This is a genomic window from Streptomyces sp. GSL17-111, from assembly GCF_037911585.1.
GTDB lineage: Bacteria > Actinomycetota > Actinomycetes > Streptomycetales > Streptomycetaceae > Streptomyces.
The window spans coordinates 547,313-570,813 of the sequence record NZ_JBAJNS010000001.1; the positions used below are offsets into that span (position 1 = coordinate 547,313).

At 74.5% G+C, this 23,501-nt stretch carries 21 protein-coding genes; 4 read left to right on the plus strand and 17 right to left on the minus strand.

All coding sequences use genetic code 11. The features are described 5' to 3' along the window. Positions 1-3 precede the first annotated feature (3 nt). From V6D49_RS02580 to allB, 8 genes are all read right to left on the minus strand, one after another. Entirely contained in the window at positions 4-699 is a 696-nt protein-coding gene (locus V6D49_RS02580) for an MBL fold metallo-hydrolase (protein ID WP_340556713.1), read from the minus strand. 37 nt (positions 700-736) lie between these two features. Beyond that, positions 737-1,363 carry a hypothetical protein gene (locus V6D49_RS02585; protein WP_340556715.1) on the minus strand — a complete coding sequence of 209 codons (627 nt, stop codon included), beginning with the start codon at positions 1,361-1,363 and terminating at the stop codon, positions 737-739. Further along, positions 1,360-2,535 (minus strand): ROK family glucokinase, encoded by a 1,176-nt coding sequence (locus V6D49_RS02590; protein WP_340556717.1) that lies wholly within the window; start codon positions 2,533-2,535, stop codon positions 1,360-1,362. The genes V6D49_RS02585 and V6D49_RS02590 overlap by 4 nt, the downstream gene beginning before the upstream one ends. Next, positions 2,535-3,374 (minus strand): ATP-binding cassette domain-containing protein, encoded by an 840-nt coding sequence (locus V6D49_RS02595; RefSeq protein WP_340556719.1) that lies wholly within the window; start codon positions 3,372-3,374, stop codon positions 2,535-2,537. The genes V6D49_RS02590 and V6D49_RS02595 overlap by 1 nt, the downstream gene beginning before the upstream one ends. Beyond that, positions 3,371-4,402, minus strand: a complete 1,032-nt coding sequence (locus tag V6D49_RS02600) for an ABC transporter permease (RefSeq protein WP_340556721.1) — start codon at positions 4,400-4,402, stop codon at positions 3,371-3,373. The genes V6D49_RS02595 and V6D49_RS02600 overlap by 4 nt, the downstream gene beginning before the upstream one ends. Beyond that, a complete protein-coding gene (locus V6D49_RS02605) occupies positions 4,399-5,418 on the minus strand; it encodes a sugar ABC transporter substrate-binding protein (RefSeq protein ID WP_445330454.1) in 1,020 nt (339 codons plus the stop codon). Before V6D49_RS02605 ends, V6D49_RS02600 begins: the two co-directional genes overlap by 4 nt. 127 nt (positions 5,419-5,545) lie before the next feature. Further along, a complete protein-coding gene (alc, locus tag V6D49_RS02610; protein WP_340556722.1) occupies positions 5,546-6,661 on the minus strand; it encodes an allantoicase in 1,116 nt (371 codons plus the stop codon). Continuing rightward, entirely contained in the window at positions 6,658-8,025 is a 1,368-nt protein-coding gene (gene allB / locus V6D49_RS02615) for an allantoinase AllB (protein WP_340556723.1), read from the minus strand. The genes alc and allB overlap by 4 nt, the downstream gene beginning before the upstream one ends. Positions 8,026-8,341: 316 nt before the next feature. Here allB and V6D49_RS02620 point away from each other — a divergent pair, with 316 nt between their 5' ends. Then, the gene (locus tag V6D49_RS02620; protein WP_340556724.1) at positions 8,342-9,148 is read left to right on the plus strand and encodes an IclR family transcriptional regulator; all 807 of its coding nucleotides are present in this window, start codon (positions 8,342-8,344) and stop codon (positions 9,146-9,148) included. 43 nt (positions 9,149-9,191) lie between these two features. Here the strand turns inward: V6D49_RS02620 and V6D49_RS02625 are convergent, their stop codons facing one another. The 3 genes from V6D49_RS02625 to V6D49_RS02635 all read right to left on the minus strand — a co-directional run bounded on the left by V6D49_RS02625 (position 9,192) and on the right by V6D49_RS02635 (position 11,669). Next, a complete protein-coding gene (locus tag V6D49_RS02625) occupies positions 9,192-9,533 on the minus strand; it encodes a DUF5955 family protein (protein ID WP_340556725.1) in 342 nt (113 codons plus the stop codon). A 157-nt stretch (positions 9,534-9,690) separates the two neighbouring features. Continuing rightward, positions 9,691-10,329, minus strand: a complete 639-nt coding sequence (locus tag V6D49_RS02630; RefSeq protein ID WP_340556726.1) for a class I SAM-dependent methyltransferase — start codon at positions 10,327-10,329, stop codon at positions 9,691-9,693. 101 nt (positions 10,330-10,430) lie between these two features. Then, on the minus strand, positions 10,431-11,669 hold the full coding sequence (locus tag V6D49_RS02635) for a cytochrome P450 (protein ID WP_340556727.1): 1,239 nt from the start codon (positions 11,667-11,669) through the stop codon (positions 10,431-10,433). Positions 11,670-11,730: 61 nt separating this feature from the next. On the opposite strand from V6D49_RS02635, the gene V6D49_RS02640 reads away from it, so the two are divergent. Together V6D49_RS02640 and aceB are read left to right on the plus strand one after the other, a co-directional pair. After that, positions 11,731-12,333: a nucleotidyltransferase family protein gene (locus V6D49_RS02640; protein WP_340556728.1), complete on the plus strand. Its 603-nt coding sequence runs from the start codon at positions 11,731-11,733 to the stop codon at positions 12,331-12,333. A 239-nt stretch (positions 12,334-12,572) separates the two neighbouring features. Further along, positions 12,573-14,195 (plus strand): malate synthase A, encoded by a 1,623-nt coding sequence (gene aceB / locus V6D49_RS02645; protein ID WP_340556729.1) that lies wholly within the window; start codon positions 12,573-12,575, stop codon positions 14,193-14,195. Between the two features lie 45 nt (positions 14,196-14,240). Here aceB and V6D49_RS02650 read toward each other — a convergent pair whose 3' ends face one another. The 5 genes from V6D49_RS02650 to iolC form a co-directional block, all read right to left on the minus strand. After that, entirely contained in the window at positions 14,241-15,230 is a 990-nt protein-coding gene (locus V6D49_RS02650) for a Gfo/Idh/MocA family protein (protein WP_340556730.1), read from the minus strand. Between the two features lie 86 nt (positions 15,231-15,316). Then, complete coding sequence (locus tag V6D49_RS02655; RefSeq protein ID WP_340556731.1) at positions 15,317-16,813, minus strand: CoA-acylating methylmalonate-semialdehyde dehydrogenase; 1,497 nt, start codon at positions 16,811-16,813, stop codon at positions 15,317-15,319. 41 nt (positions 16,814-16,854) lie between these two features. Then, positions 16,855-18,723 (minus strand): 3D-(3,5/4)-trihydroxycyclohexane-1,2-dione acylhydrolase (decyclizing), encoded by a 1,869-nt coding sequence (iolD, locus tag V6D49_RS02660; protein ID WP_340556732.1) that lies wholly within the window; start codon positions 18,721-18,723, stop codon positions 16,855-16,857. Next, entirely contained in the window at positions 18,720-19,598 is an 879-nt protein-coding gene (gene iolB, locus V6D49_RS02665; protein ID WP_340556733.1) for a 5-deoxy-glucuronate isomerase, read from the minus strand. Before iolB ends, iolD begins: the two co-directional genes overlap by 4 nt. 112 nt (positions 19,599-19,710) lie before the next feature. After that, entirely contained in the window at positions 19,711-20,670 is a 960-nt protein-coding gene (iolC, locus tag V6D49_RS02670) for a 5-dehydro-2-deoxygluconokinase (RefSeq protein ID WP_340556734.1), read from the minus strand. Positions 20,671-20,905: 235 nt separating this feature from the next. Between iolC and V6D49_RS02675 the strand changes: the two genes are divergently transcribed. Further along, positions 20,906-21,820, plus strand: a complete 915-nt coding sequence (locus tag V6D49_RS02675) for a sugar phosphate isomerase/epimerase family protein (RefSeq protein ID WP_340556735.1) — start codon at positions 20,906-20,908, stop codon at positions 21,818-21,820. Positions 21,821-21,892: 72 nt separating this feature from the next. On the opposite strand, the gene V6D49_RS02680 is transcribed toward V6D49_RS02675, so the two are convergent. After that, positions 21,893-23,353, minus strand: coding sequence for a nucleobase:cation symporter-2 family protein (locus tag V6D49_RS02680; RefSeq protein ID WP_340556736.1), 1,461 nt, complete (start codon positions 23,351-23,353; stop codon positions 21,893-21,895). Between the last annotated feature and the right edge of the window lie 148 nt (positions 23,354-23,501).

Consider the following 23,501-nt stretch of genomic DNA (forward strand, 5'->3'; position numbering starts at 1 on the left):
CGCTCACACCCGCGCGGACTCCCCCGGCGCCAGCCGGACGTGCTCGGCTCCGCCGAGACCGGGCCCGGCCGGGCCGAGCATGCGCCCGTAGACGGCGAGGCCGGGATCGGCCAGCAGCCCGTCGTGCACGTCGTACGCCCGGCGCGGGGCGACCTCCCGGACGTAGTCGACGATCTCGGAGAACTTGCTCCACGGCGCGTGGAGCGGCAGCAGCAGGGTCCCGACGGGGCGCTCCGGGACGGTCAGCGCGTCGCCCGGGTGGAAGAGGCTGTCCTCCCTCGCCGTGGCCTCCTTCGCGGTGGCCTCCTTCGTGCCGGAGGCGCCGTGCACCAGGTAGCCGACGTTCGTGACGCGCGGGATGTCGGGGTGGATGACGGCGTGCAGCCGGCCGTGCACCTCCACCTCGAAACCGGCGGCCTCGAAGGTGTCCCCGTGACCGACGGTGTGCACCCGGCCAGGGAAGGCCGCCGAGAGCCGCTCCGCGACGGCGGCCAGCGTCCAGATCTCGGCCGCCGGGTTGCCCTCCAGGGCCGTCCGGAGCCGGCCCTCGTCGAAGTGGTCGGGGTGCTCGTGGGTGACGAGGACGGCGTCCGCGCCCAGCGCGGCCTCGGGCTCGCTGAACCCGCCCGGGTCGATGACGAGCGTCCGTCCGTCGCGTTCCAGCCGTACCGAGGCGTGTCCTTGTTTGGTCAGCTTCATGGTTCGCCATTGTGCTACCGGCGGGCCGGACGGGCCGTCAGAACGTGGCGGTGGAGACGACGTGGACCTGCGGGCGTTCGGGGCGGGTCCGGTCGACGGTGACGGCGACCTCGGGGCGGGTGCCGGGCAGGTCCACGGTCAGGCCCGCGTAGTCGCGTCCCGCCTCGTCCAGCCGCCAGCCGACCTCGTCGGCCTGCTCCCGCGAGACGGCGTCGGCCTCGGGCCGGAGGGCGGCGGGCGTCGTGCCCAGCTCGCCGAGGAACCACTCGAGCTCCTCGGGAGAGGTGCGGAACTGCACGTAGAGGCTGCTGGTCTCCCAGGCGTTCTTCTCGTAGTAGCCCACGTAGGTCGACCCCCGGGGGATGCGCACCTCGAAGACGCGCCGCGTCACCTTGCGCGGCCAGCGCCACTCCAGCCCGGTGGCGGAGGCCAGCGCCTGCTTGTCCTTGCCGCTGTCCCGGCTCTGGTAGGCCGAAAGGGTGAGGTAGCCCGCCGGTACGGCGATGAGCAGGGCCACCACGACGGCGACCCGCCAGCGGCGGTGCGGACGGCCCGGCACGCCGGGGCCCGCTCCGGCCGGGCCCGCGGGGGCCGGGCCCGCGGCGGCCGTGTCCCCCTCGGCTGCGGGACCGGTGGCATCCTCGGACCGGTTCGCGGCACTCACCGGCTCACCTCCCGGTTGCGCGGGGTGAGCCCCAGGTGGGCGGCGGCCCGCTCGTACCGCTCGTAGCGCTCCAGCCGACGGCGGGTGGCCCGCCGGAAGCGGCGGGCGACCAGGCGGGCGAGGTCGGCGGCGCCGACGAGTCCGGCCTCCGGTCCGAGTTCGGCGCGGACGATCCGTGCCTCGGGCCGGTAGCCGCGCCCGGTGAGGTGGCGGTGGAACGCGTCGCGCGCCGGGTCGATCAGCAGTTCGTCGGCCGCGCTGACGCCGCCGCCGATGACGAAGCAGGAGGGGTCGAGCGCGGCGGCGAGGTTGGCGAGGCCGATGCCGAGCCAGCGGCCGATGTCGTGGAACAGCTCCACGCACATCGCGTCCCCCTCGCGGGCGAGGTCGGTGATGAGCGGCCCGGTGATGTCGCCGATCTGCCCGCCGACGCGGTCGAGGATGTTGTACGCGACCGGGGAGTCGGCCGCCGCGAGCTCGCGGGCCTCGCGGACCAGGGCGTTGCCGGAGCTGTACTGCTCCCAGCAGCCGCGGTTGCCGCAGGGGCAGCGGTGCCCGGCGGGCACGACCTGCATGTGCCCGAACTCCCCCGCCACCCCGTACTTGCCGCGCTTGACGCGGCCGTCCTCCAGTATCGCGCCGCCGATCCCCGTCCCGAGGGTGATCATGACGAGGTGGTCCTCGTCCCGGCCCGCCCCGAAGCGCCACTCGCCCCAGGCGGCGGTGTTGGCGTCGTTGTCCACCATGACGGGCACGGCCAGCCGGGCCTGGAGCGCCTCGCGCAGGGGCTCGTCGCGCCAGGCCAGGTGCGGGGCGAAGAGCACCCGGGAACGGTCGGCGTCCACCCAGCCGGCGGCGCCGATGCCCACGGCGTGCACGTCGTGCCGGTCGGAGAGGTCGAGCACCAGCTCGGTGATCACGTCCTCGACGACCCGGGGGCTCTTGGACTTGTCGGGCGTCTCCGTGCGGACCTTCTCCAGGATGGTGCCCTCGGCGTCCACCACGCCCGCCATGACCTTCGTGCCGCCGATGTCGATGCCGACGGTGGGCACCCGGGGCGCGGAGAGGTGCGAACGCCGCTCGCGCACCCCCGCCGTGCCCCGCGTGGCGACGGTGCGCAGCACGGTGGCCCGCGTCGAGCCGTGGGCGGTGCGGTCACGGTACGTACTCATCAGCTCGATTGTGCCTCACCCCTGGGGTCGTGGCGGAGCTCGTGGCGGAGCTCGTCCAGCTCGGAGCCGCCGGCCATCTGCCGGGTCAGCTCGTCCAGGCCGATCTCGTCGGCGGCGTACGCACCGGCCATCGCTCCCCGCTGGAGGAGCACGAACCGGCCCCCGACGAGGTACGCGTGGTGCGGGTTGTGCGTGATCAGGATGACACCGAGCCCCTCGTCCCGCGCCGCGGCGACGTACTTCAGCACGGTGCCGGACTGCTTGACGCCGAGCGCGGCCGTCGGCTCGTCCAGCACGAGGACGCGGGCCCCGAAGTGGACGGCCCGGGCGATGGCGACGCACTGCCGCTCGCCGCCCGAGAGGGTGCCGATCGGCTGGTCGACGTCCCGCAGGTCGATGCCCATGCGGCGCAGGGCCTCGCGGGTCGTGGCCCGCATGGCCCGGACGTCCAGGCGGCGGAACGGCCCACGGCCGGTGTGCGGCTCCGAGCCCAGGAAGAAGTTGCGCCACACCGGCATCAGCGGCACGACGGCGAGGTCCTGGTAGACGGTGGCGATCCCGGCGTCCAGCGCCTCGCGGGGCGAGCCGAGCCGCACCTCCCGCCCGTCGATGCGGTAGCTGCCGCCGTCGTGCCGGTGCCGCCCGGAGACGATCTTGATGAGGGTGGACTTGCCGGCGCCGTTGTCGCCGAGGACGCACGTCACGCTGCCGGATTCCACGGTGAGGGAGACGCCGTGCAGGGCGCGGACGTTCCCGTAGGACTTGGACACGTCCTCCAGCGCGAGGAGCGGCGCGTCGGCGGAGGGCGGGGCGGCGGCCCCGGTCGCGTCGGACGTCATGCGGCGGCCTCCGAACGACGGCGGATCCAGGCGTTGAGCAGCGTGGCGAGCAGGAGCATCGCGCCGAGGAAGAAGGTGAACCAGTTCGGGTCCCACTGCGCGTAGACGATGCCCTTGCTCGTCATGCCGAAGATCAGCGCGCCGACGGCGGCGCCGACCGCCGAGCCGTAGCCACCGGTGAGCAGGCAGCCGCCGATGACGGCGGCGGCGATGTAGATCAGCTCGTTGCCCACGCCCTGCCCGGACTGGACGACCCCGTAGGTGAACAGCAGGTGCTGTCCGGAGATCCAGGCGCACAGGGCGACACCGAGGTACAGGCCGATCTTCGTCCGGGCGACGGGGACGCCGACGGCGCGCGCGGCCTCGGCGTTGCCCCCCACCGCGAAGATCCAGTTGCCGGCCCGGGTGCGCAGCAGCACCCAGGTGGCCAGGGCGGTCAGCCCGAGCCACCACAGGACGGTGACGCGGAGGCGGACGTCGTCCCCGAAGGTGAGCTGCGAGGCGAACAGGGCGCCGGCGCTCCCGTACCCCTCCATGTCGGCGATCGAGGGCGTGGAGACGGTCCCGGAGATCAGCTTCGTGGCGCCCAGGTTCAGCCCGGTGAGCATGAGGAAGGTGCCCAGCGTGATGATGAAGCTGGGCAGGCCGGTGCGGGCCAGCATCCAGCCGTTGAAGAGGCCGACGCCGAGCGTGGCCAGCAGCGACACCCCGACACCGACCCACACGTTGGCCGTCAGCTGGTAGCTGACCATCGAGGAGACCAGCGCCGAGGTGGTGACCATCACGCCGGTGGACAGGTCGAACTCGCCGCCGATCATGAGCAGCGCCACCGGGACGGCCATGATCCCGATCGTGGACGCCGCGTACACGACCGTGGAGAGGCCGGCCGGGCGCAGGAAGCTGTCGGCGACCACCGCGAAGAAGACGAGGACGGCGACCGCGCCGACGACCGAGCCCAGCTCCGGGCGGGCGAACAGGGCGTGCCCCGGCCGTCGGCGGACGTCGACCCCGGTGGTGGCGGCCGTCACCGGGTGCCCCGTTCGGTGTACGCGGCCAGTGCCTCGGCGTCGTCACCGGTGAGGATCTGCGGCCCGGTGAGGACCGGCAGGCCGCCGCCGAGCATGGTGGCGTTGTAGCGGTACAGCCACAGCAGGTCGACGGCCTCGTAGCCCTGGAGGTAGGGCTGCTGGTCGACGGCGAAGGTGATGCCGCCGTCCCGCAGCCCGTCGACGACCTGCGCGTTCAGGTCGAAGGTGGCGACCTCGGCGTCGCTGCCGGCCTGCTCGGCCGCCTGCACGGCGGTGGCGGCGAAGGGCGCGCCGAGCGCGACGACGGAGTCCACCGCGCGGTCGGACTGGAGCTTCGCCTCGAGCGAGGACTGCACGGACGGCATGGAGGTGCCGTCGACGTAGAGGTTCTCCAGCGAGCCGTCGAAGGTGTTGCGGACGCCCTCGCAGCGCTCCTCGTGGCCGACGTTGCCCTGCTCGTGCAGCAGGCACACGGCCTTCCTCCGGCCCCGCTCGTTCAGCTCGGCGCCGACGGCCTCACCGGCGGTCACCTCGTCCTGGCCGATGTGCGCGAGCGCGCCGACGTCGGCGGAGTGGGCCTGCCCGGAGTTGATCGTGACGACGGGGATGCCGGCGTCGGCGGCCTTGCGGACGACGTCCCGCAGGGCGTCGGGCTTGGCGAGGGTGACGATCAGCCCGTCGACGCGCTGGTCGATGCGCGCCTGCACGAGCTGGGCCTGCTGGCCCGCGTCGTCGTCGTGGGAGTACAGGAACTCGATGTTGTCCTTGACGGCGGCCTGCTCGGCGCCGGAGCGGACGATGTCCCAGAACGTGTCGCCCTCGCCGGAGTGGGTGACCATCGCGACCGTCCAGCGCGGGGTGTCCACGGCGGCGCTCCCCCCGGCCTCCTGCCGGGCGCGCTCCTCCGCGGCCCGCTTGCCGCCGGTACTGCTGCACCCGGCGAGCGACACCACGAGGGTCAGCACGGCGGCCACCACCCCCGCCCCGCGCCTGCGGAACCCTGTCTCCCTGGCCACCTGAGCCCAGCCCTTCACTCGCGATCCCCGTTTCCGGTCGAACCGCACAAGTATCGGACAACGGTCACAGGCGGAAGGGGGCGGGGCGGGCGGGCCTCCGCGCCGGGGCGCGGGGCCCGCCGGTGGCTCAGCCGCCGAGGTGGCGGTGGCGGGCGTCGAGCGCCGCCGCGCCGTCCTCCGTCAGGGAGCCGAAGAGGCGCAGCCGGGAGATGCCGCCGTCGGGGAAGATGTCCAGGCGGACGTGGGTGACGGCCGGGGCGTCCGTCGGCAGGAACCGGTGGACGGTGTCCGGCTGGAGCCGGGTGCGCGGCAGCAGCTCGACCCACGCGCCGTCCTCGCCGTCCTTGCCGACGAGGGCGGCCCAGCCCGCCGCGTTGCCCTTCAGGTAGGCGGTGTCGATCTCGATGGCGCGAATGCGGGCCTGCCCGGTCAGGGCGTAGCTGATCCAGTCGTGGCCCTGGTCGCGGCGGCGGCGGGTCTCCCAGCCGTCGTCCATCTTCTGGGAGCGGCCCGGGTTGATGGTGTGGGTGGCCGGGGAGTAGAAGCGGTCGGAGGCGTCCAGCACCGCGCCGCCGTTCTCCAGCGCGACGACGTCGAACGTGCCGAGGGCGGCCAGCCACGCCGGGTCGGGGAGCACCTCGCCGTGCACCCGGAGCCGGGCGATGCCGCCGTCGGGGTGCTGGTTGACCCGCAGGTGGGTGAAGCGCTGTTCGGCGTCGACGGCGAAGCCGTTGGCCGCGTGCCCGCCGACGGGGGTGCGCGGGACGAGGACCGTCCACTTCACGTCGTCGGCCAGCAGGTCCTCCGGCGAGGCGGACAGCGGCGCGGAGGTGGCCTCGATCGAGACGGACTGCGGGTAGTTGCCGCGGAAGTGGGCGGTGTCCACGACGACGCCCCGGATCACGCCGGGCGCGCCGAGGCGGACGAGGGCCCAGTCGTGGTCGTCGTCGGCCGGGTGCGGGACGTCGGCGATGGAGCCGCGACGGCGGCGGGTCTCCCAGCCGTCCATGATCTTGCCCTTGTGGCCGAAGTGCTCGGGGTCGAACACGGCGGGCGTGGGGATCAGCAGGTTCTCGCGCTGGGCGAAGAACTCGTCGTTGGCGGCGATGACGCCGGCCCCCAGGCGGCGGTCGGCGAGGTCGGCGAAGGTGGTGAAGGGGAAGTCCGCGGTGCGGTAGTCCGCGTACGGGTCACCGCCGCCGTAGGGGCTCGCGTCACCGGTGAAGCGGGGCAGGGCGGTCATGCGGAGGTCCTCTCGATGAGTCGGCCGGCTTTGGCGGTGGTGCGGCCGTGGTCGGTGATCTGCTCGCCGCGCAGCCAGGTGGACCGGACAACGCCGTGCAGCGTCCTGCCCGCGTAGGCGGTGACCTGGTTGCGGTGGTGGAGCTCGGCCGGGTCGACGGTGAAGGTCTCCTCGGGGGCCAGGACGGCGAAGTCGGCGTGACGTCCGACGGCGATGCCGCCCTTGTCCCCGTCGAGCCGGGCCAGCGCCGCCGGGGCGGCGGACATCCAGCGCACGACGTCGTCCAGCCCGTGGCCGCGCGCGCGGGCCGCCGTCCACACGGCGGGCAGCCCGAGCTGGAGGGAGGAGATGCCGCCCCACGCCCGGCCGAAGTCGGGGACCTTGAGGTCGGTGGTGCAGGGCGAGTGGTCGGAGACGACGCAGTCGATGGTGCCGTCGGCCAGCCCGGCCCACAGCGCGTCCTGGTTCTCCCGCTCGCGGATGGGCGGGCAGCACTTGAACTCGGTGGCGCCGTCCGGCACTTCCTCGGCGGTGAGGGTGAGGAAGTGGGGGCAGGTCTCGACGGTGATCCGGACGCCCTCGCGCCGGGCGGCGGCGATCATCGGCAGCGCGTCGGAGGAGGACAGGTGCAGGACGTGCACCCGGGCGTCGAGCTTCCGGGCGAGGTCGATCAGGAGGGCGATCGCGTCGTTCTCCGCGGCGCGGGGGCGGGAGGCGAGGAAGTCCGCGTAGCGCGGGCCGTGCGGCTGCGGGGCGCCGCTCAGGTGGCCGGGGTCCTCGGCGTGGACGATGAGGAGGCCGTCGAAGGCGGCGATCTCGGTGAGCGCGGCTTCGAGCCGGGCCGCGTCCAGTTCGGGGAACTCCTCCACGCCGGACGGCGACAGGAAGCACTTGAAGCCGAACACCCCGGCCTCGTGCAGCGGACGCAGGTCGCCCACGTTGCCGGGGACGGCGCCGCCCCAGAAGCCGGTGTCGACGTGCGCCTTGTCCCGGGCCACCTCGCGCTTGACGGCCAGGTGGGCGGCGGTGGTCGTGGGCGGAAGGCTGTTGAGCGGCATGTCGAGGAGGGTGGTGATGCCGCCGGCCGCCGCCGCCCGCGTCGCCGTCCAGAAGCCCTCCCACTCGGTGCGCCCGGGGTCGTTGACGTGGACGTGGGTGTCCACGAGGCCCGGGAGCAGCGCGTCGTCGCCGACGTCGACGAGGCGTGCCCCGGCCGGGAGCGCCTCGTTCCCGCCCGCGGAGTGCGGCAGGACGGCGGTGATGCGGCCGTCGGTGACGGCGACGGCGGCGGGGCGCGTCCCCTCGGGGGTGACGACGCGTGTCGAGCGCAGGACGAGGTCGGCGTGGGACGGGGTGGCGGTCAATCGGCCCTCCTTCGCGAATTTCAACGTTCTGTTGAATTTTTCCCCTCCGGGGCGGCGGAGTCAAGGGCCGCCGGCCACCCCGCACGCGACCCACGCACACCTTGGAGGTTTCCACGAAATGGATATGCGATGTCGCATCACGGAATGGAGCTCCGCCCAGAACTCGCTCCGACGGGGACGGCGCCTCCCCGGCCGGACAGCCGCACAAACCCGCCCCTACCGGCGATTAGCGCACGTGGCGGGCCCCGCCACCACTCGACCCGACCGCCACCGGGCCCGGTAGCATGCGGCACATCCGGCCGAAAGGAACCGCCACGTGCCGCCGTCCGAGCACAAGACCCCTTCCGCCCCCACGGCCACCGGGGGCGTCCAGTCCCTCGAACGCGCCTTCGACCTGTTGGAGCGGATGGCCGACGCCGGCGGCGAGGTCGGGCTCAGCGAGCTGTCCGGCAGCAGCGGGCTGCCGCTGCCGACCATCCACCGCCTGATGCGCACCCTGGTGGCCTGCGGCTACGTCCGCCAGCAGCCCAACCGGCGGTACGCGCTCGGCCCCCGGCTCATCCGCCTCGGCGAGAGCGCGTCGCGGCTCCTCGGCACCTGGGCCCGCCCCTACCTGGCCCGGCTCGTCGAGGAGACCGGCGAGACGGCGAACATGGCCCTGCTCGACGGCGACGAGGCGGTGTACGTGGCGCAGGTGCCCTCCCGGCACTCGATGCGGATGTTCACCGAGGTCGGACGCCGCGTGCTGCCCCATTCCACGGGCGTGGGCAAGGCACTCCTGGCCGGGCACGACGCCGAGGAGGTGCGCGCCCTGCTCGCCCGCACCGGCATGCCGGCCGCCACGGACCGCACGATCACCACACCGGACGGCTTCCTGGAGGCCCTGGAGCTGACCCGGCGACGCGGCTACGCCCTGGACGACAACGAGCAGGAGATGGGCGTCCGCTGCATCGCGGTGCCGGTGCCCGACTCCCCCACGGCCGCCGCCATCTCCATCTCCGGCCCGGCGGGCCGGGTCACCGACACGGCCACCGACACGATCGTGCCGCTGCTCCAGCAGGTCGCCCGGGAACTCGCCGACGCGCTTGCCACCACCGCCCCGGTGAACGGCAACGGCGGCTGAGGCCCGGAGTCGACCGCCGGGGTGACCGTCGGCGGCCGGGGGTTCAGCTCCTCTCCGGGGGCTCCCCGAAGAGGGCGACGGCGCCGCGCAGCTCCCGCAGCGGTTCGGTCAGCGCGCTGACCGAACCGAGGGCCCCGACCACCAGCAGCAGCCCGTGCCGCAGGGCCGCCACCTCGACCGTGCCCGCGGCGGCCACCGCCTCCAGCCGTGCCAGCTCCTCGTCCGCCACCTCCCGGTCGGCGAGCCACCCCGGGTGGACGGCCAGGGCCCGGCGGACCCGCACGACGGCGGAGAGCAGGGCGGCCTTCCGGGGGTCGGCCGCCGGGGCCGCCCGGGTCGTCCGGGCCGTGGAGAATGCGCGGGACCGTACCGCTGTCGGTTCCATCCATCGCCTCGCAACGTCTGGGCCCCCGGGCCGGGGACAGCCTCGGTCGGCGCCCTCACGGCGGACCGTCGCGAGGAGCGGGTGACACAGTTAACGCCACTCTCCGCTCATCAGTCCATACGCAAAGCGAAAATCGGCCAGCGGCACCGGCCCCCCGTCAGGCGGCGGGGCGGCGGGCGTAGCAGAAGAGGTGGTCCTCCGGCTCCGCGCTCCCGCCCGCGGGCACGAAGGACGTCACGGCGTGGTGGACGACCTCCAGTCCGGCCCGGCGCAGCCGCAGGAGGAAGTCCTCGGCCGCGTAGCTGGTGACCCGCACCGGCCGGCCCATCCAGACGATCTCCAGGCCCTCCACGTCGGCGGGCACCGTCGCCGTGACGAGGTATCCGCCGGGCGCCAGCCAGCCGGCGACGCGGGAGAGCGTCGCGTCGATGTCCGGCCGGGGCATCTGGAGGAACGGGAAGAAGGCGCACACGGCGTCATAGGCGCCGGGCTCCGCGTCGAAGTCCCGGACGTCCCGCCGCTCGAAGCGGGCGCCGGGCACCCGGGCGCGGGCGAGCTCGACCATCGTCGCGGAGACGTCAATGCCCGTGACCTCGTGCCCGGCCCGCACCAGCGCCTCGGCCACGGGACGACCGGTCCCGCTGCCGACGTCCAGCACCCGGGCGCCCGCCGGCAGCCGCCCGGTCAGCCACTCCACCGCCGAGCGCAGCTCCGGGAGGTGGCCGAAAGCCCGTTCGTACTCCGCTCCGATGGCGTCGAACGTCGCCGCCGCCTCGCTGACCGCCCGCTCCGTCACCGCGACCTCCCGCCGCTCGGCCGTCCTGATCGTTCTGTCTACGCAGCCCGCCGCACCTCCGCAAGAGGCCGCGGCCGCGACGGGTGCGGCGGGCGGCGTGCTCAGCCGAAGGCGAAGGGCAGTGAGCGCACCCGGTTGTCGAAGTTCGACGCGGCGAGCACCGGGGGCGCGGTGGCGCGGATGTCCGGGGTGCGGGTGAGGAGTTCGCGGAAGAGGGCCGTCATCTCGCGCTTGGCCAGGTGGGCCCCGAGGCAGTAGTGCGGGCCACCGCCGCCGTACCCGAGGTGGGGGTTGGGCGTGCGCGTGACGTCGAAGGCGTCCGGCTCGGCGAAGACCGTCTCGTCCCGGTTGGCGGAGGCGAAGAAGAGAACGACCTTGTCGCCGGGCCGGAAGGTGCGTCCGCCCAGCGCGTAGGGTTCCGCGACGGTGCGGCGGAACTGGATGATCGGCGTCGCGTGCCGGACGATCTCGTTCACCGCCCCCTCGGCGTGCGCGTCGAAGTCGGCGGTCAGCAGGGCGCGCTGGTCGGGGTGGTCGGTCAGGAGGGCCAGGCCGTGGGCGATGGCGTTGCGGGTCGTCTCCACCCCGGCGACCATCAGCAGCGAGAAGAAGGCACCGAGCTGACGGGTGGTGAGCGCCTGTCCGTCGACGTCGGCGTGGACGAGCGCGGAGACGAGGTCGTCGGCCGGACGGCGGCGCCGGTCGCGGGCCAGCACGGCGATCATGCGCTGCATCCGGGCCAGCGCGCGCAGCCCCTTGCCCGGCACGCGCAGCCGGGTGCGCGAGACGCCGATGTGCTCCGAGGCGTGGTTGACGCGGTCGAGGATCTCCGGGCGATGGCGTTCGGGGATCCCCATCATGTTGCAGATCACCTCGAACGGCAGCCGGGAGGCGACGGCCGTCACGAAGTCGCCCGGCCGCTCGGCGACCATGTCGTCGACGATGCGGGTGGAGAGGGCCCGGATGTCCGCCTCGGCGTCGGCCAGCACGCGCGGGGTGAAGGCGCGGGCCACGGTCCGGCGCAGCCGGGCGTGCTGGGGGTCGTCCAGGTTGACCATGGAGTCGCCGAAGAGGGCCCGCACCCAGCGCGCGGGCTCGGGCGTGGTGACGCCCGGCGCGCTGGTGAAGACCTGCGGCCTGCGGCTGGCCTCGACGACGTCGGCGTGCCGGACCAGCGCGTAGAAGCCCCGGCCGGAGGTGGGGTCGGCGCAGTACGCGGGGGCGTCCAGGCCGCGCAGCCGGGCGAAGGCCGCCCGCTGCTCACGTTGCGGCTGCTGCCAGAAGCGGGGGTCGGCGGGGTTGGCGGTCAGGGGTGGTGCGGGGCGGGTCGTGGCCGTCATGGGCCCCATCGTGCGGGCGGCGGCGCGGCGGCGGGGACAGGCGCTCCGTAGGGTCAGGTGCATGGACGAGTGGACGGAACCGGAAGGGCTCGCCGGGCTGCTGCTGGCGGCCGGGGGCGGACGGCGGCTCGGCGGCCGCGCGAAGGCGCTCCTGCCGCACCGGGGGCGTCCCCTGGTGGAGCACGCCGTGCGCGTCCTGCGGGACGCGGGCTGCGACACCGTGTACGTCGTGCTGGGTGCCGCGCGGGAGCGGGTGCGCGCGGAGGCCCGGCTGGAGGGCTGCGTGCTGCTGGACAACCCGGCCTGGGAGGACGGCATGGGCTCGTCCCTGCGGATCGGGCTGCGGGCACTGGTCCCGGGGGCGGGGGGCGTCGTGGTGTCGCTGGTGGACCAGCCCGGCATCGGCGCGGCGGCCGTCGCCCGGGTGGCGGCGGCCTTCCGGGGTCCCGGCACGCTGGCCGCCGCGTCCTACGGGGGACGACGCGGGCACCCCGTCCTCCTGGGCAGCGACCACTGGGCAGGCGTGGCGGGCGCCGCCTCCGGCGACCAGGGGGCCCGCGCCTACCTGCGGGCCCACGCGGCCGGGCTCACCCTGGTCGAGTGCGGCGACGTGGCCGACCCGGCCGACATCGACACCCCGGCGGACCTCTCCCGCCTGGAGTGACGCCCGGGACCGGGCGGGGTATCTCGACCCCGTTCTTCTCGACGTCGTCCATCTTGATGTCAACAAACTATTGAAGTTCCACCATGAGGAAACTAGTCTCCAGTTTCGAAGGTGCGTGGCACCGAGTGCCGCGCACGCGTACCACGAGCACGGAAGTCCGGCGTCCCAGGCACCGGCCCCTGACCGTCAAGGGGACGGCGTGGGAGGGTCGTTCGGAGACCCAAGAGGAGTGAGCGCCCATGTCCGCACCAGCGCCGTCACCGCTGGCCATCGTCGATGTCGACCCCGACCGGGCCCCCGCCCGGCAGGACGAGGTGCTGACCGAGGCGGCCCTGGCGTTCGTCGCCGAGCTGCACGAGCGGTTCACCGCACGTCGTGACGAGCTGCTGGCCCGCCGAGCGGAGCGGCGGGCGGAGATCGCCCGGACGAGCACCCTGGACTTCCTGCCGGAGACCGCGCACATCCGCGACGGCGACTGGCGGGTCGCCCCGGCGCCCGCCGCGCTGGAGGACCGCAGGGTCGAGATCACCGGTCCGACCGACCGGAAGATGACCATCAACGCGCTCAACTCGGGCGCGAAGGTCTGGCTCGCCGACTTCGAGGACGCCTCGGCGCCCACCTGGGCGAACGTCGTCGACGGCCAGGCCAACCTGATCGACGCCTACGAGCGCCGCATCGACTTCACCGACGCCCGCGGCAAGTCCTACGCCCTGCGGCCCGCCGAGGAGCTGGCCACCGTCGTGATGCGGCCGCGCGGCTGGCACCTGGACGAACGACACCTCCAGGTGCGCGGGCGCGCCGTCCCGGGCGCCCTGGTCGACTTCGGGCTGTACTTCTTCCACAACGCCCAGCGGCTGCTGGACCTGGGGAAGGGCCCGTACTTCTACCTGCCGAAGACCGAGTCGCACCGTGAGGCCCGGCTGTGGAACGACGTCTTCGTCTTCGCCCAGGACCGCCTCGGCATCCCGCAGGGCACCGTCCGCGCCACGGTCCTGATCGAGACCATCACGGCGGCCTACGAGATGGAGGAGATCCTCTACGAGCTGCGCGACCACGCCTCCGGGCTCAACGCGGGCCGCTGGGACTACCTGTTCTCCATCGTGAAGAACTTCCGCGACGGCGGGGAGAGGTTCGTCCTGCCGGACCGCAACGCCGTGACGATGACGGCGCCCTTCATGCGCGCCTACACCGAGCTGCTCGTGCGGACCTGTCACAAGCGCGGTGCGCACGCCATCGGCGGCATGGCGGCGTTCATCCCCAACCGCCGCGACCCCGAGGCGAACGAACGGGCCCTGACCAAGGTGAGGAACGACAAGGACCGCGAGGCCGCCGACGGCTTCGACGGCTCCTGGGTCGCCCACCCGGACCTGGTCCCCGTCGCCCGGGCGTCGTTCGACGCGGTGCTCGGCGAGCGCCCGCACCAGAAGGACCGGCTGCGCGAGGACGTCCGGGTCGGCGCGGGCGACCTCATCGCCATCGACTCGCTCGACGCCCGCCCCACGCACCAGGGGCTGGTGGACGCCGTCCAGGTCGGCATCCGCTACATCGAGGCGTGGCTGCGCGGCCTCGGCGCGGTGGCCATCTTCGGGCTGATGGAGGACGCGGCGACGGCCGAGATCTCCCGCTCGCAGATCTGGCAGTGGGTGGACGCCGGCGTCGTCCTCGACGACGGTCAGCGGGTGACGGCGGAGCTCGTGCGCTCGATCGCCGCGCGCGACCTGGAGGCGCTCCGCGCCGAGCTGGGCGAGGAGGCGTTCGCCGCCGGGCAGTGGCAGCAGGCCCACGACCTGCTGCTGAAGGTGGCCCTGGACGCCGACTACGCCGACTTCCTCACCCTCCCGGCGTACGAGCTGCTGCCCTGACGGACCGCCGGCCTGAGGCCATGAGGTCATGAAGGCCATGGGGCCTCAGGCCGGGGTGACCGCGCGACCCTCGCGGCGGGACACCTCGCACGCCTCGGCCACCCGCAGCGCCTCCAGGGCCTCGCGGCCGTCGCACGGGTTGGCCCGCTCCCCCCGGGCGACGGCGACGAACGCCGCCAACTCGGCCTCGTACGCGGGGGCGAACCGGGTCAGGAAGCCGTCCCAGGGCACGCCGCCGCGCGGCTCGGCGGTGGGCTCGACGGAGCTGAGGGGCGTGCGGGGGTCCAGACCGACCGCGATCTGGTCGCGCTCACCGGCCAGTTCCATGCGGACGTCGTACCCGGCGCCGTTCAGCCGGGTGGCGGTCGCGGTGACGAGCGTGCCGTCGTCGAGCGTGAGCAGGACGGCCGCCGTCGCGACGTCGGCGGCCTCCCGGAACATCGGCGGCCCGGTGTCCACGCCGACGGCGTACACGGAGGCGACCTCACGTCCCGTCACCCAGCGCAGGGCGTCGACGTCGTGCACCAGGCAGTCGCGGAAGAGGCCGCCGGAGAGCGGCAGGTAGCCGGGCGGGGGCGGGGCCGGGTCGGAGGTGACGGTCCGCACGGTGTGGAGCCGCCCGAGCCGGCCCGCCCGCACCGCCTCCCGGGCCGCCGCGTATCCGGCGTCGAACCGCCGCATGAAGCCGATCTGCAGCACGGTGCCCGCCCGCTCGACCTCCTCCAGCACCGTCACCGTGCCGGTGAGGTCGGCGGCGACGGGCTTCTCGCAGAACGTGGGCAGCCCCGCGCGGGCGGCGGCGCCGATCAGCTCGGCGTGGGAGGCCGTCGCCGAGGCGATCACGACCGCGTCCGGTGCGGCGGCGAGCAGCGCGTCCGGCGACGGGAGCGCGGTGGCGTCCACCGTTTCGGCGACCGTCGCGGCGCGGGCGGGGTCGGCGTCGGCGAGCAGCAGCTCCGTCACTTCCGGCAGGCCCCGCAGGGTGCGTGCGTGGAAGGTCCCGATCCGTCCCGTGCCGATGAGTCCGATGCGCATGCCCGCCAGCCTTGACAGCTTCGCCGGGAGTGTCAACTCCCGGCCCGCCCCGTCGGGGTCCGCCGCACCGGGGCCCGCACGTCGGGTCAGCGGTCGGTGCGGGGGAAGCCGAGGTCGATGCCGGCGTCGGCGGGGTCGGGCCAGCGGGTGGTGACGACCTTGCCTCGCGTGTAGAAGGCGACCCCGTCGTTGCCGTAGACGTGCAGGTCACCGAAGAGGGAGTCCTTCCAGCCGCCGAAGGAGTGATGGCCGACGGGCACCGGGATGGGCACGTTGACGCCGACCATCCCGGCCTCCACCTCCAGCTGGAACCGGCGGGCGGCGCCCCCGTCCCGGGTGAAGACGGCCGCACCGTTGCCCCACGGGGAGGCGTTGACGATCCCGAGGGCCTCCTCGTAGCTCGCGGCCCGCACGACGCACAGGACCGGGCCGAAGATCTCGTCCCGGTAGGCGTCGGCCTCCAGCGGCACCCGGTCCAGCAGGCTGGCGCCGAGGAAGTAGCCGTCCTCGTGGCCCTCGACACGCGCGGCGGTGCCGTCGAGGACGACCTCGGCGCCCTGCGCGCGGGCGGAGGCGACGTAGGAGGCGACCGTGTCGCGGTGTTCGCGGGTGATGAGCGGGCCCATCTGAGAGGCCGGGTCGTCGCCGGGGCCGACGCGCAGCCGCGCGGTGCGGTCGGCGATCCTCCTGACCAGCTCGTCACCGCTCTCCCCCACCGCGACGACGACGGAGACCGCCATGCACCGCTCCCCCGCCGAGCCGTAGGCGGCGTTGACGGCGCTGTCCGCCGCGAGGTCGAGATCGGCGTCGGGCAGCACGACCATGTGGTTCTTGGCGCCGCCGAGGGCCTGCACCCGCTTGCCGTGGGCGACGGCCGTCCGGTGGACGTGCCGGGCGACGGGCGTCGAGCCGACGAACGACACGGCGGCGACGTCCGGGTGCTCCAGCAGCCGCTCCACCGCCGCGCGGTCGCCGCCCACGACGTTCAGCACGCCGTCGGGCAGCCCCGCCTCGGCGGCCAGCTCGGCCAGCCGGAACGCGGCCGAGGGGTCCTTCTCGCTCGGCTTCAGCACGAAGGTGTTGCCGCAGGCGACGGCGATCGGGAACATCCACATCGGCACCATGGCGGGGAAGTTGAACGGCGTGATGCCCGCGACGACGCCGAGGGGCTGCCGGAGGGCCGCGACGTCGACCCCGGTGGAGACCTCGGTCGACAGCTCGCCCTTGAGCTGCTCGCCGATGCCGCAGGCGCGTTCGAGGATCTCCAGGCCGCGCGCGACCTCGCCGAGCGCGTCGGCCCGGACCTTGCCGTGCTCGGCGGTGATGAGGGCCGCCAACTCCTCCCGGTGGGCTTCGAGCAGGGCGCGGTAGCGGAAGAGGACGGCCGTGCGCCGGGCGAGGGAGCTGGTGCCCCAGGTGCGGTGGGCCGTGCGGGCGGCGGCGACGGCGGCGTCGACCTCGTCGGTGTCCGCCAGGGCCAGCCGCGCGGTGCGGTCGCCGGTGGCCGGGTTGTGGACGGGGGCGAAGCGCCCGGAGGCGCCGGGCACGGAGCGGTTGCCGATCCAGTGGCCGAGGGTCTTCATGGGCGGCCTTTCGGGTGTGGGGGCGGACGGGTCGGGACGGGTCACAGGTGGTGGCGGCGGGCGGCGGCCTGCCGGACGTACGCGGCGCGCGCGGTGACGGCCGCCTCCCGGGTCGCGGTGGCGGCGACGGGCACGTCCCACCAGGCCTGCGCCTCCGGCGCGGAGGGGCGGGGGTCGGTCTCCACGTACACGCAGGTGGGACGCGGGGAGGCGCGGGCGGCGGCGAGCGCGTCGCGCAGCTCCGCCACCGTCGTGGCGCGCAGGACGTCCAGGCCGAGGGAGGCGGCGTTGGCGGCCAGGTCGACGGGCAGCGGGTCGCCGGTGTAGGTGCCGTCCTCGGCGCGGAAGCGGTAGTCGGTGCCGAAGCGTTCGGCCCCGGTGGCCTCCGAGAGGCCGCCGATGGAGGCGTAGCCGTGGTTCTGCACGAGCAGCAGGTTGATGTTCAGTCCCTCCTGCACGGCGGTGACCAGTTCGCCGGGCATCATCAGGTACGACCCGTCCCCGACCAGGGCCCACACCGGCGCGTCGGGCGCGGCCAGCTTGACGCCGAGCGCCCCGGGGATCTCGTACCCCATGCAGGAGTAGCCGTACTCCAGGTGGTACTGGCGCGGTGCGCGGGCCCGCCAGAGCTTGTGCAGGTCGCCGGGGAGCGACCCGGCGGCGGCCACGACGACGTCCTCCTCGCCGACGACGGCGTCGAGCGCGCCGATGACCTGGGCCTGGGTGGGGCGGGCGGCGGGGTCCGGGGCCGCGAAGGCGGCGTCCACCCGGCGCTCCCAGCGGTCCTCGGCCTGCCGGTAGGCGTCGGCGTACGCGGCGCTGACGCGGTGCCCCGCCAGGGCGCGCCGCAGGGCGTCGAGCCCTTCCCGCGCGTCGGCCACGAGGGCGGTGGCGGCGTGCTTGTGGGCGTCCACCGGGGTGACGTTGAGGTTGACGAAGCGGACGCCGGGATGGGCGAAGAGCGTCCGGGAGGCGGTGGTGAAGTCCGTCCAGCGGGTGCCGACGCCGAGGACGACGTCGGCGGTGCGGGCGAGGTCGTCGGCCGTCGCGGTGCCGGTGTGGCCGATCCCGCCGACGTCGGCCGGGTGGTCGTGGCGCAGCGCGCCCTTCCCGGCCTGGGTGACGGCCACGGGGATGCCGGTGGCGTCCGCGAAGGCCGCCAGGGCCGCCTCCGCCTCGCTGTGGTGGACGCCGCCGCCCGCGACGAGCAGCGGCCGCTCGGCGCCGCGCAGGGCCGAGGCGGCCTCGGCGAGCGCCGCCGTTTCGGGCTGCGGCCTGCGGACGGGCCACACCCGGTCGGCGAAGAACTCCTCCGGCCAGTCGAACGCCTCGGCCTGGACGTCCTGCGGCAGGGCGAGGGTGACGGCGCCGGTCCCGGCCGGGTCGGTGAGCACCCGCACGGCCTGGAGCGCGGCGGGGATCAGCGCCTCGGGCCGCGTCACCCGGTCGAAGTAGCGGGAGACGGGCCGCAGGGTGTCGTTGACGGAGACGTCGCCCGCGTGGGGCACTTCGAGCTGCTGGAGCACCGGGTCGGCGACGCGGGTGGCGAAGGTGTCGCCGGGCAGGAGCAGGACGGGCAGTCGGTTGACGGTGGCGAGCGCCGCGCCGGTGACGAGGTTGGTGGCACCGGGCCCGATGGACGTCGTCACGGCGTGGGCGCGCAGCCGGTCGCTGTGGCGCGCGTAGCCGACGGCCGCGTGGACCATGGCCTGTTCGTTGCGGCCCTGGAGGAAGGGCATGGCGTCCCGGTGCTCGACGAGCGCCTGGCCGATCCCGGCGACGTTGCCGTGGCCGAAGATGCCCCAGACGGCGTTGATCAGGCGCTGCCGCCTGCCGTCGCGCTCGGTGTACTGGGCGGCGAGGAAGCGCACGAGCGCCTGGGCGACGGTGAGCCGGCACGTCGTCGTCATCGGGACTCCTGCGGGAAGGGGAGCCGCGCGTCGACGTCGGCGTCGCGCCAGGTGTCCCTGATCCAGGCGTGGTCGGGGTGGTCGCGGATGAGCCAGGCCCGTTCGGCGTCCGGGCCCGCCATGACGTTGAGGTAGTACATGGCGTGGCCGGGGGCGGCGATGGAGGGGCCGTGCCAGCCGTCGGGGATCAGCACGGCGTCCCCGGTGCGGACCTCGGTGAGGACGTCGGTGCCGCCTTCGGCGGAGGGCGAGACCCGCTGGTAGCCGAAGCCGTCGGCGCCGGCGTGGGGGGCGATCTCGAAGTAGTAGATCTCCTCCAGCCGCGACTCGCGGCCGGGCAGGTGCTCGTCGTGTTTGTGGGGCGGGTAGGAGGACCAGTTGCCGCCCGGGGTGAGGACCTCGACGGCGATGAGCCGGTCGGCCTCGAAGACGTCGGCGGCGGCGAAGTTGTGGACCTGCCGCGAGCACCGGCCCGCGCCGCGCAGCTCGACGGGGACGCCCGCGGCCGGGCCGTAGCGGGCCGGGAGCCGGTGCGTACAACGGGCCCCGGGGAGGGCGAACCGTCCGCCGTCCCGGCTCGTGACCGTCACCTCGGCGTCCCGGGGCACGTAGGCGAAGTCGGTGACGCCGTCGAGGACGCCGGTGCGTCCGGCCAGCTCGAAGGCCAGGCCGTCGACGCGGACGGTGCAGCCGCCGGACAGCGGCAGCACGATCCACTCGCTGTCACCGGTGGCGAAGGTGTGCGCGGCGCCGGGGGCGAGCTCGACGATCCGCAGGGCGCTGTGGCTCCAGCCCGCCGTGCGCGGGTCGATGTCGAGCGCGTACGGGCCGTGGGCGGTGCGGCCGGCGGTCAGGTGGGCTCCGGTGTCGCTCATGGTGATTCAGCTTCCCCGTTTCGTCGCGGTGGGGCGAGGGTGCGGTCGTGGCGGCGGTGCCGTCCGCCGGGTGGCGCAGGTCGCCGCGGGGTGGCGGGCCCGCGGCCGGGGTTCAGCCGGTCAGCAGGGCGTCGACCTCCCCCGGTGTCGGCATCGCCGAGGAGCAGGCGAGGCGGGACGCCACCAGGGCGCCCGCCGCGTTGGCGTACCGCAGGACGCGCTCCAGGTCCCACCCGGCGAGCAGCCCGTGGCACAGCGCGCCGCCGAACGCGTCCCCCGCGCCGAGGCCGTTGACGACCTCGACGGGGTGCGGGGGGACCTCGGCGGTCGTGCCGTCGCGGTGCACGGCGAGTACGCCGTCCGGCCCGCGTTTGACGACGGCCAGCTCGACGCCCGCGTCGAGCAGGGCCCGGGCGCAGTCGGCCGGGTCGTCGCGCCCGGTGGCCACCTCGCACTCGGCCACGTTGCCGACGGCGACGGTGGCCAGGGCGAGGGCCTCGCGGTAGGGCGCGCGGGCGGCCTCCGCCGCCGCCCGACCCTCGCCCGGCCAGAACATGGGCCGCCAGTCCAGGTCGAAGACGGTGGGGCTTCGGCGGGCGCGGGCGGTGAGGGCGCGCAGGGTGGCGGCGCGGCTGGGCTCCGCGCACAGGCCCGTTCCGGTCATCCAGAAGACGCGGGCGGCGGTGACGGCGTCCAGGTCCAGATCGCCGCCGTGGATCTCCAGGTCGGGGGCCTTGGGCTGCCGGTAGAAGTAGAGGGGGAAGTCGTCGGGCGGGAAGATCTCGCAGAAGGTGACGGGGGTCGGCAGGCCGGGGACGGGGGTGACCCAGCGGTCGTCCACCCCGAAGTCCCGCAGCGCCTCGTGGCAGTAGGCGCCGAAGGGGTCGTCCCCGGTGCGGGTGATGACGGCGGCCGAGCGGCCGAGCCGGGCGGCGGCGACGGCGACGTTGGTCGCGGAGCCGCCGAGGAACTTCCCGAAGGTCTCGACCCGGGCGAGGGGGACGCCCGTCTGGAGGGGGTAGAGGTCCACGCCGATGCGGCCCATCGTGATCACGTCCAGCGGCGGTGTCATGGGCGCAGCCTTTCAGCAGGTCGGTCGGCGGCCTTCACTCCCCCGGGGCATCCGTACCCACGGCTGCGGCCCCGAGTGCGGAGCCTGCCACCGTTTCCCCCGGCTCCGCACTGAGCACGGCCGATTCCGGGTAGCCGGGGGGTACGGGCCGCTTCCGGCGGCCCGCGCCCACGCCCCGCGCCACGGGGCCCGCCTCCCCGGCCGGGCCGGGGGACCACGGAGGAGTCCGATGCCGATGAACACCGCGAACGTGCCCGCCTCGGACCGGCTGCGGATCGGCTCGGCGCCCGACTCCTGGGGCGTGTGGTTCCCCGACGACGAGCGGCAGGTGCCCTGGGAGCGCTTCCTCGACGAGGTGGCCGAGGCGGGGTACGACTGGATCGAACTGGGCCCCTACGGCTACCTGCCCACCGACCCCGCGCGGCTCGCCGAGGAGACCGGGCGCCGTGGGCTGAGGGTGTCCGCCGGGACGGTCTTCACCGCGCTGCACCGGGGACCCGGGGTGTGGGACGAGACGTGGGCGCACGTCTCCCGCGTCGCCGAACTGACCCGCGCCATGGGCGCGGGGCACCTCGTCGTCATCCCGGCGTTCTGGCGGGACGACCGGACCGGCGAGCCCGTCGAGCCGCCGCACCTGACGCCCGAGCGGTTCCACGACCTGACGACCGGCACGGAGCGACTGGCCCGGCGGGTGCGGGAGGAGTACGGCCTCGACACCGTCGTCCACCCGCACGCGGACACCCACATCGCCACCGAGGAGCACGTCACCCGCTTCCTCGACGCGACGGACTCCGCGCTGGTGAACCTGTGCCTGGACACCGGCCACTACGCCTACTGCGGCGGGGACAGCGTGCGGCTCATCGAGACGTACGGGGAGCGCATCGGCTACCTGCACCTCAAACAGGTCGACCCGGCGGTGCTGGCCGCCGTCGTGCGGGACGGCACGCCCTTCGGCCCGGCGGTGCGGCAGGGCGTCATGTGCGAACCCCCGGCCGGCGAACCGGCGCTGGAGCCGGTCCTGGCGGCGGCGCGGAAGCTGGACGTGGACCTGTTCGCCATCGTCGAGCAGGACATGTACCCCTGCCCACCGGAACGGCCGCTTCCGATCGCCCGCCGCACCCGCCACTACCTCCGCACCTGCGGCGCGTAGGCGCCCCGACGGCGCGGGCGGCGGCGTCCGTGTGGGCGGGGCCGGGGGCGCCCCGCCCACACGGGCCGCGGCTCAGTGGAGATGGGCCGCGGCCGGGGCGGTCACCCCCGGTTCCGTGGGCGCGCCGACCGGCGGCGTCGGCGTCGGCGTCGGCGTCGCAGCGTCCTTGCGGGACCGCAGGTGGTTGAAGAGCAGGTTCAGCAGGACGGCGAGGATGCAGCCCGTGCTGATGCCGGAGTCGAGGATGATGGTGGCGCTGTCGGGGAACTGCCCGTAGAAGCCGTGCGCCATCTCCGGAGCCAGGCCGACGCCGAGCGTGACGGCGACGATGAGGGCGTTCTCGCCGTGTTCGAGGCCCGCCTGCACGAGGGTCTGGACGCCGCTCACCGCGATCGTCCCGAAGAGGACGACGCCCACACCACCGAGCACCGGCAGCGGTACGGCCGAGACGAGGGCGGCGGCCACCGGGCACAGGCCCAGCAGGACCAGGATGCCGCCGCCGACCGCCACGACGAACCGGCTGCGCACCTTGGACATGGCCACCAGGCCCACGTTCTGGGCGAAGGCGCTGGCCGCGAAGCCGTTGAACACGGGGGCGACGGCGCTGCCGAGGGCGTCCGCGCGCAGGCCGGCGGCGATGACCTTCTCGTCCACCGGCCTGTCCACGATCCGGCCGAGGGCGATCATGTCGGCCGTCGACTCGGTCATGATCACCAGCATCACGATGCACATCGAGACGATCGCCGGGACGGAGAACTGCGGAGCGCCGAAGTGGAAGGGGGTCGGGAACCCGACGAGGTCGGCGTCGCCGAGGCCGGAGAAGTCCGCCATGCCGAGCGGGACCGCGACGAGGGTGCCCGCGACCAGGCCGATGAGGATGGCGATGGACTGCAGGAACCCACGCGCGTAGCGGCGCACGGCCAGCGTGATGACGAGCGCGACGGCGGCGAGTCCGATGTTGCCCGCCGGGGCGCCGTCGGCACCCCCCTCGCCGTCGGCGATCCACCCGAAGGCGACCGGCATCAGGGACAGGCCGATCAGGGTGATGACGGAGCCGGTGACCACGGGCGGGAAGAACCGCACCAGTTTGCAGAACCAGCTGCTGACCGCGAAGGCGAGCAGTCCGGCGACGATGACCGCGCCGAATATGACGGGCAGTCCGGACGCGCCGCCCTCGGCGGCGATGATGGCGGTCATGGCGGCGACGCCGCCGAAGGAGACGCCGTTGACGAAGGGGAGCCGGGCGCCGATCCGCCAGACCCCGAGCGTCTGGAGCAGCGTGGCGATCCCGGCGGTGAAGAGGCTGGCGGCCATCAGCAGCGTCGTGTCGCCGGGGCCGAGCCCCGCCGCGGCGCCGATGACGAGGGGCACCGCCACGACGCCCGCGTACATGGCGGCGACGTGCTGGAGCCCGCTGGTGACCATCTTCAGGGGCGGCAGGACCTCGTCGACGGGGTGTTTCCCTCCCTTCGCCTGACCGCCGTCCTGTTCGGGGCTTGCGTCGTCGTTCCGGGTACCGGGCCTAGCGGACACTCGGTCCTCCTGTCGGTTACTGCGCCGCCGGGGAGGCGGCACGAGGGTGTCAGGGAGGTGATAGGTGTGGTGCTCAGGTGTGGGAGGTGGCGGAACGGGACGTGGGCGGGGGTACCGGGGCGGGGCGCGTACCGTAGTGCGCGCCCCG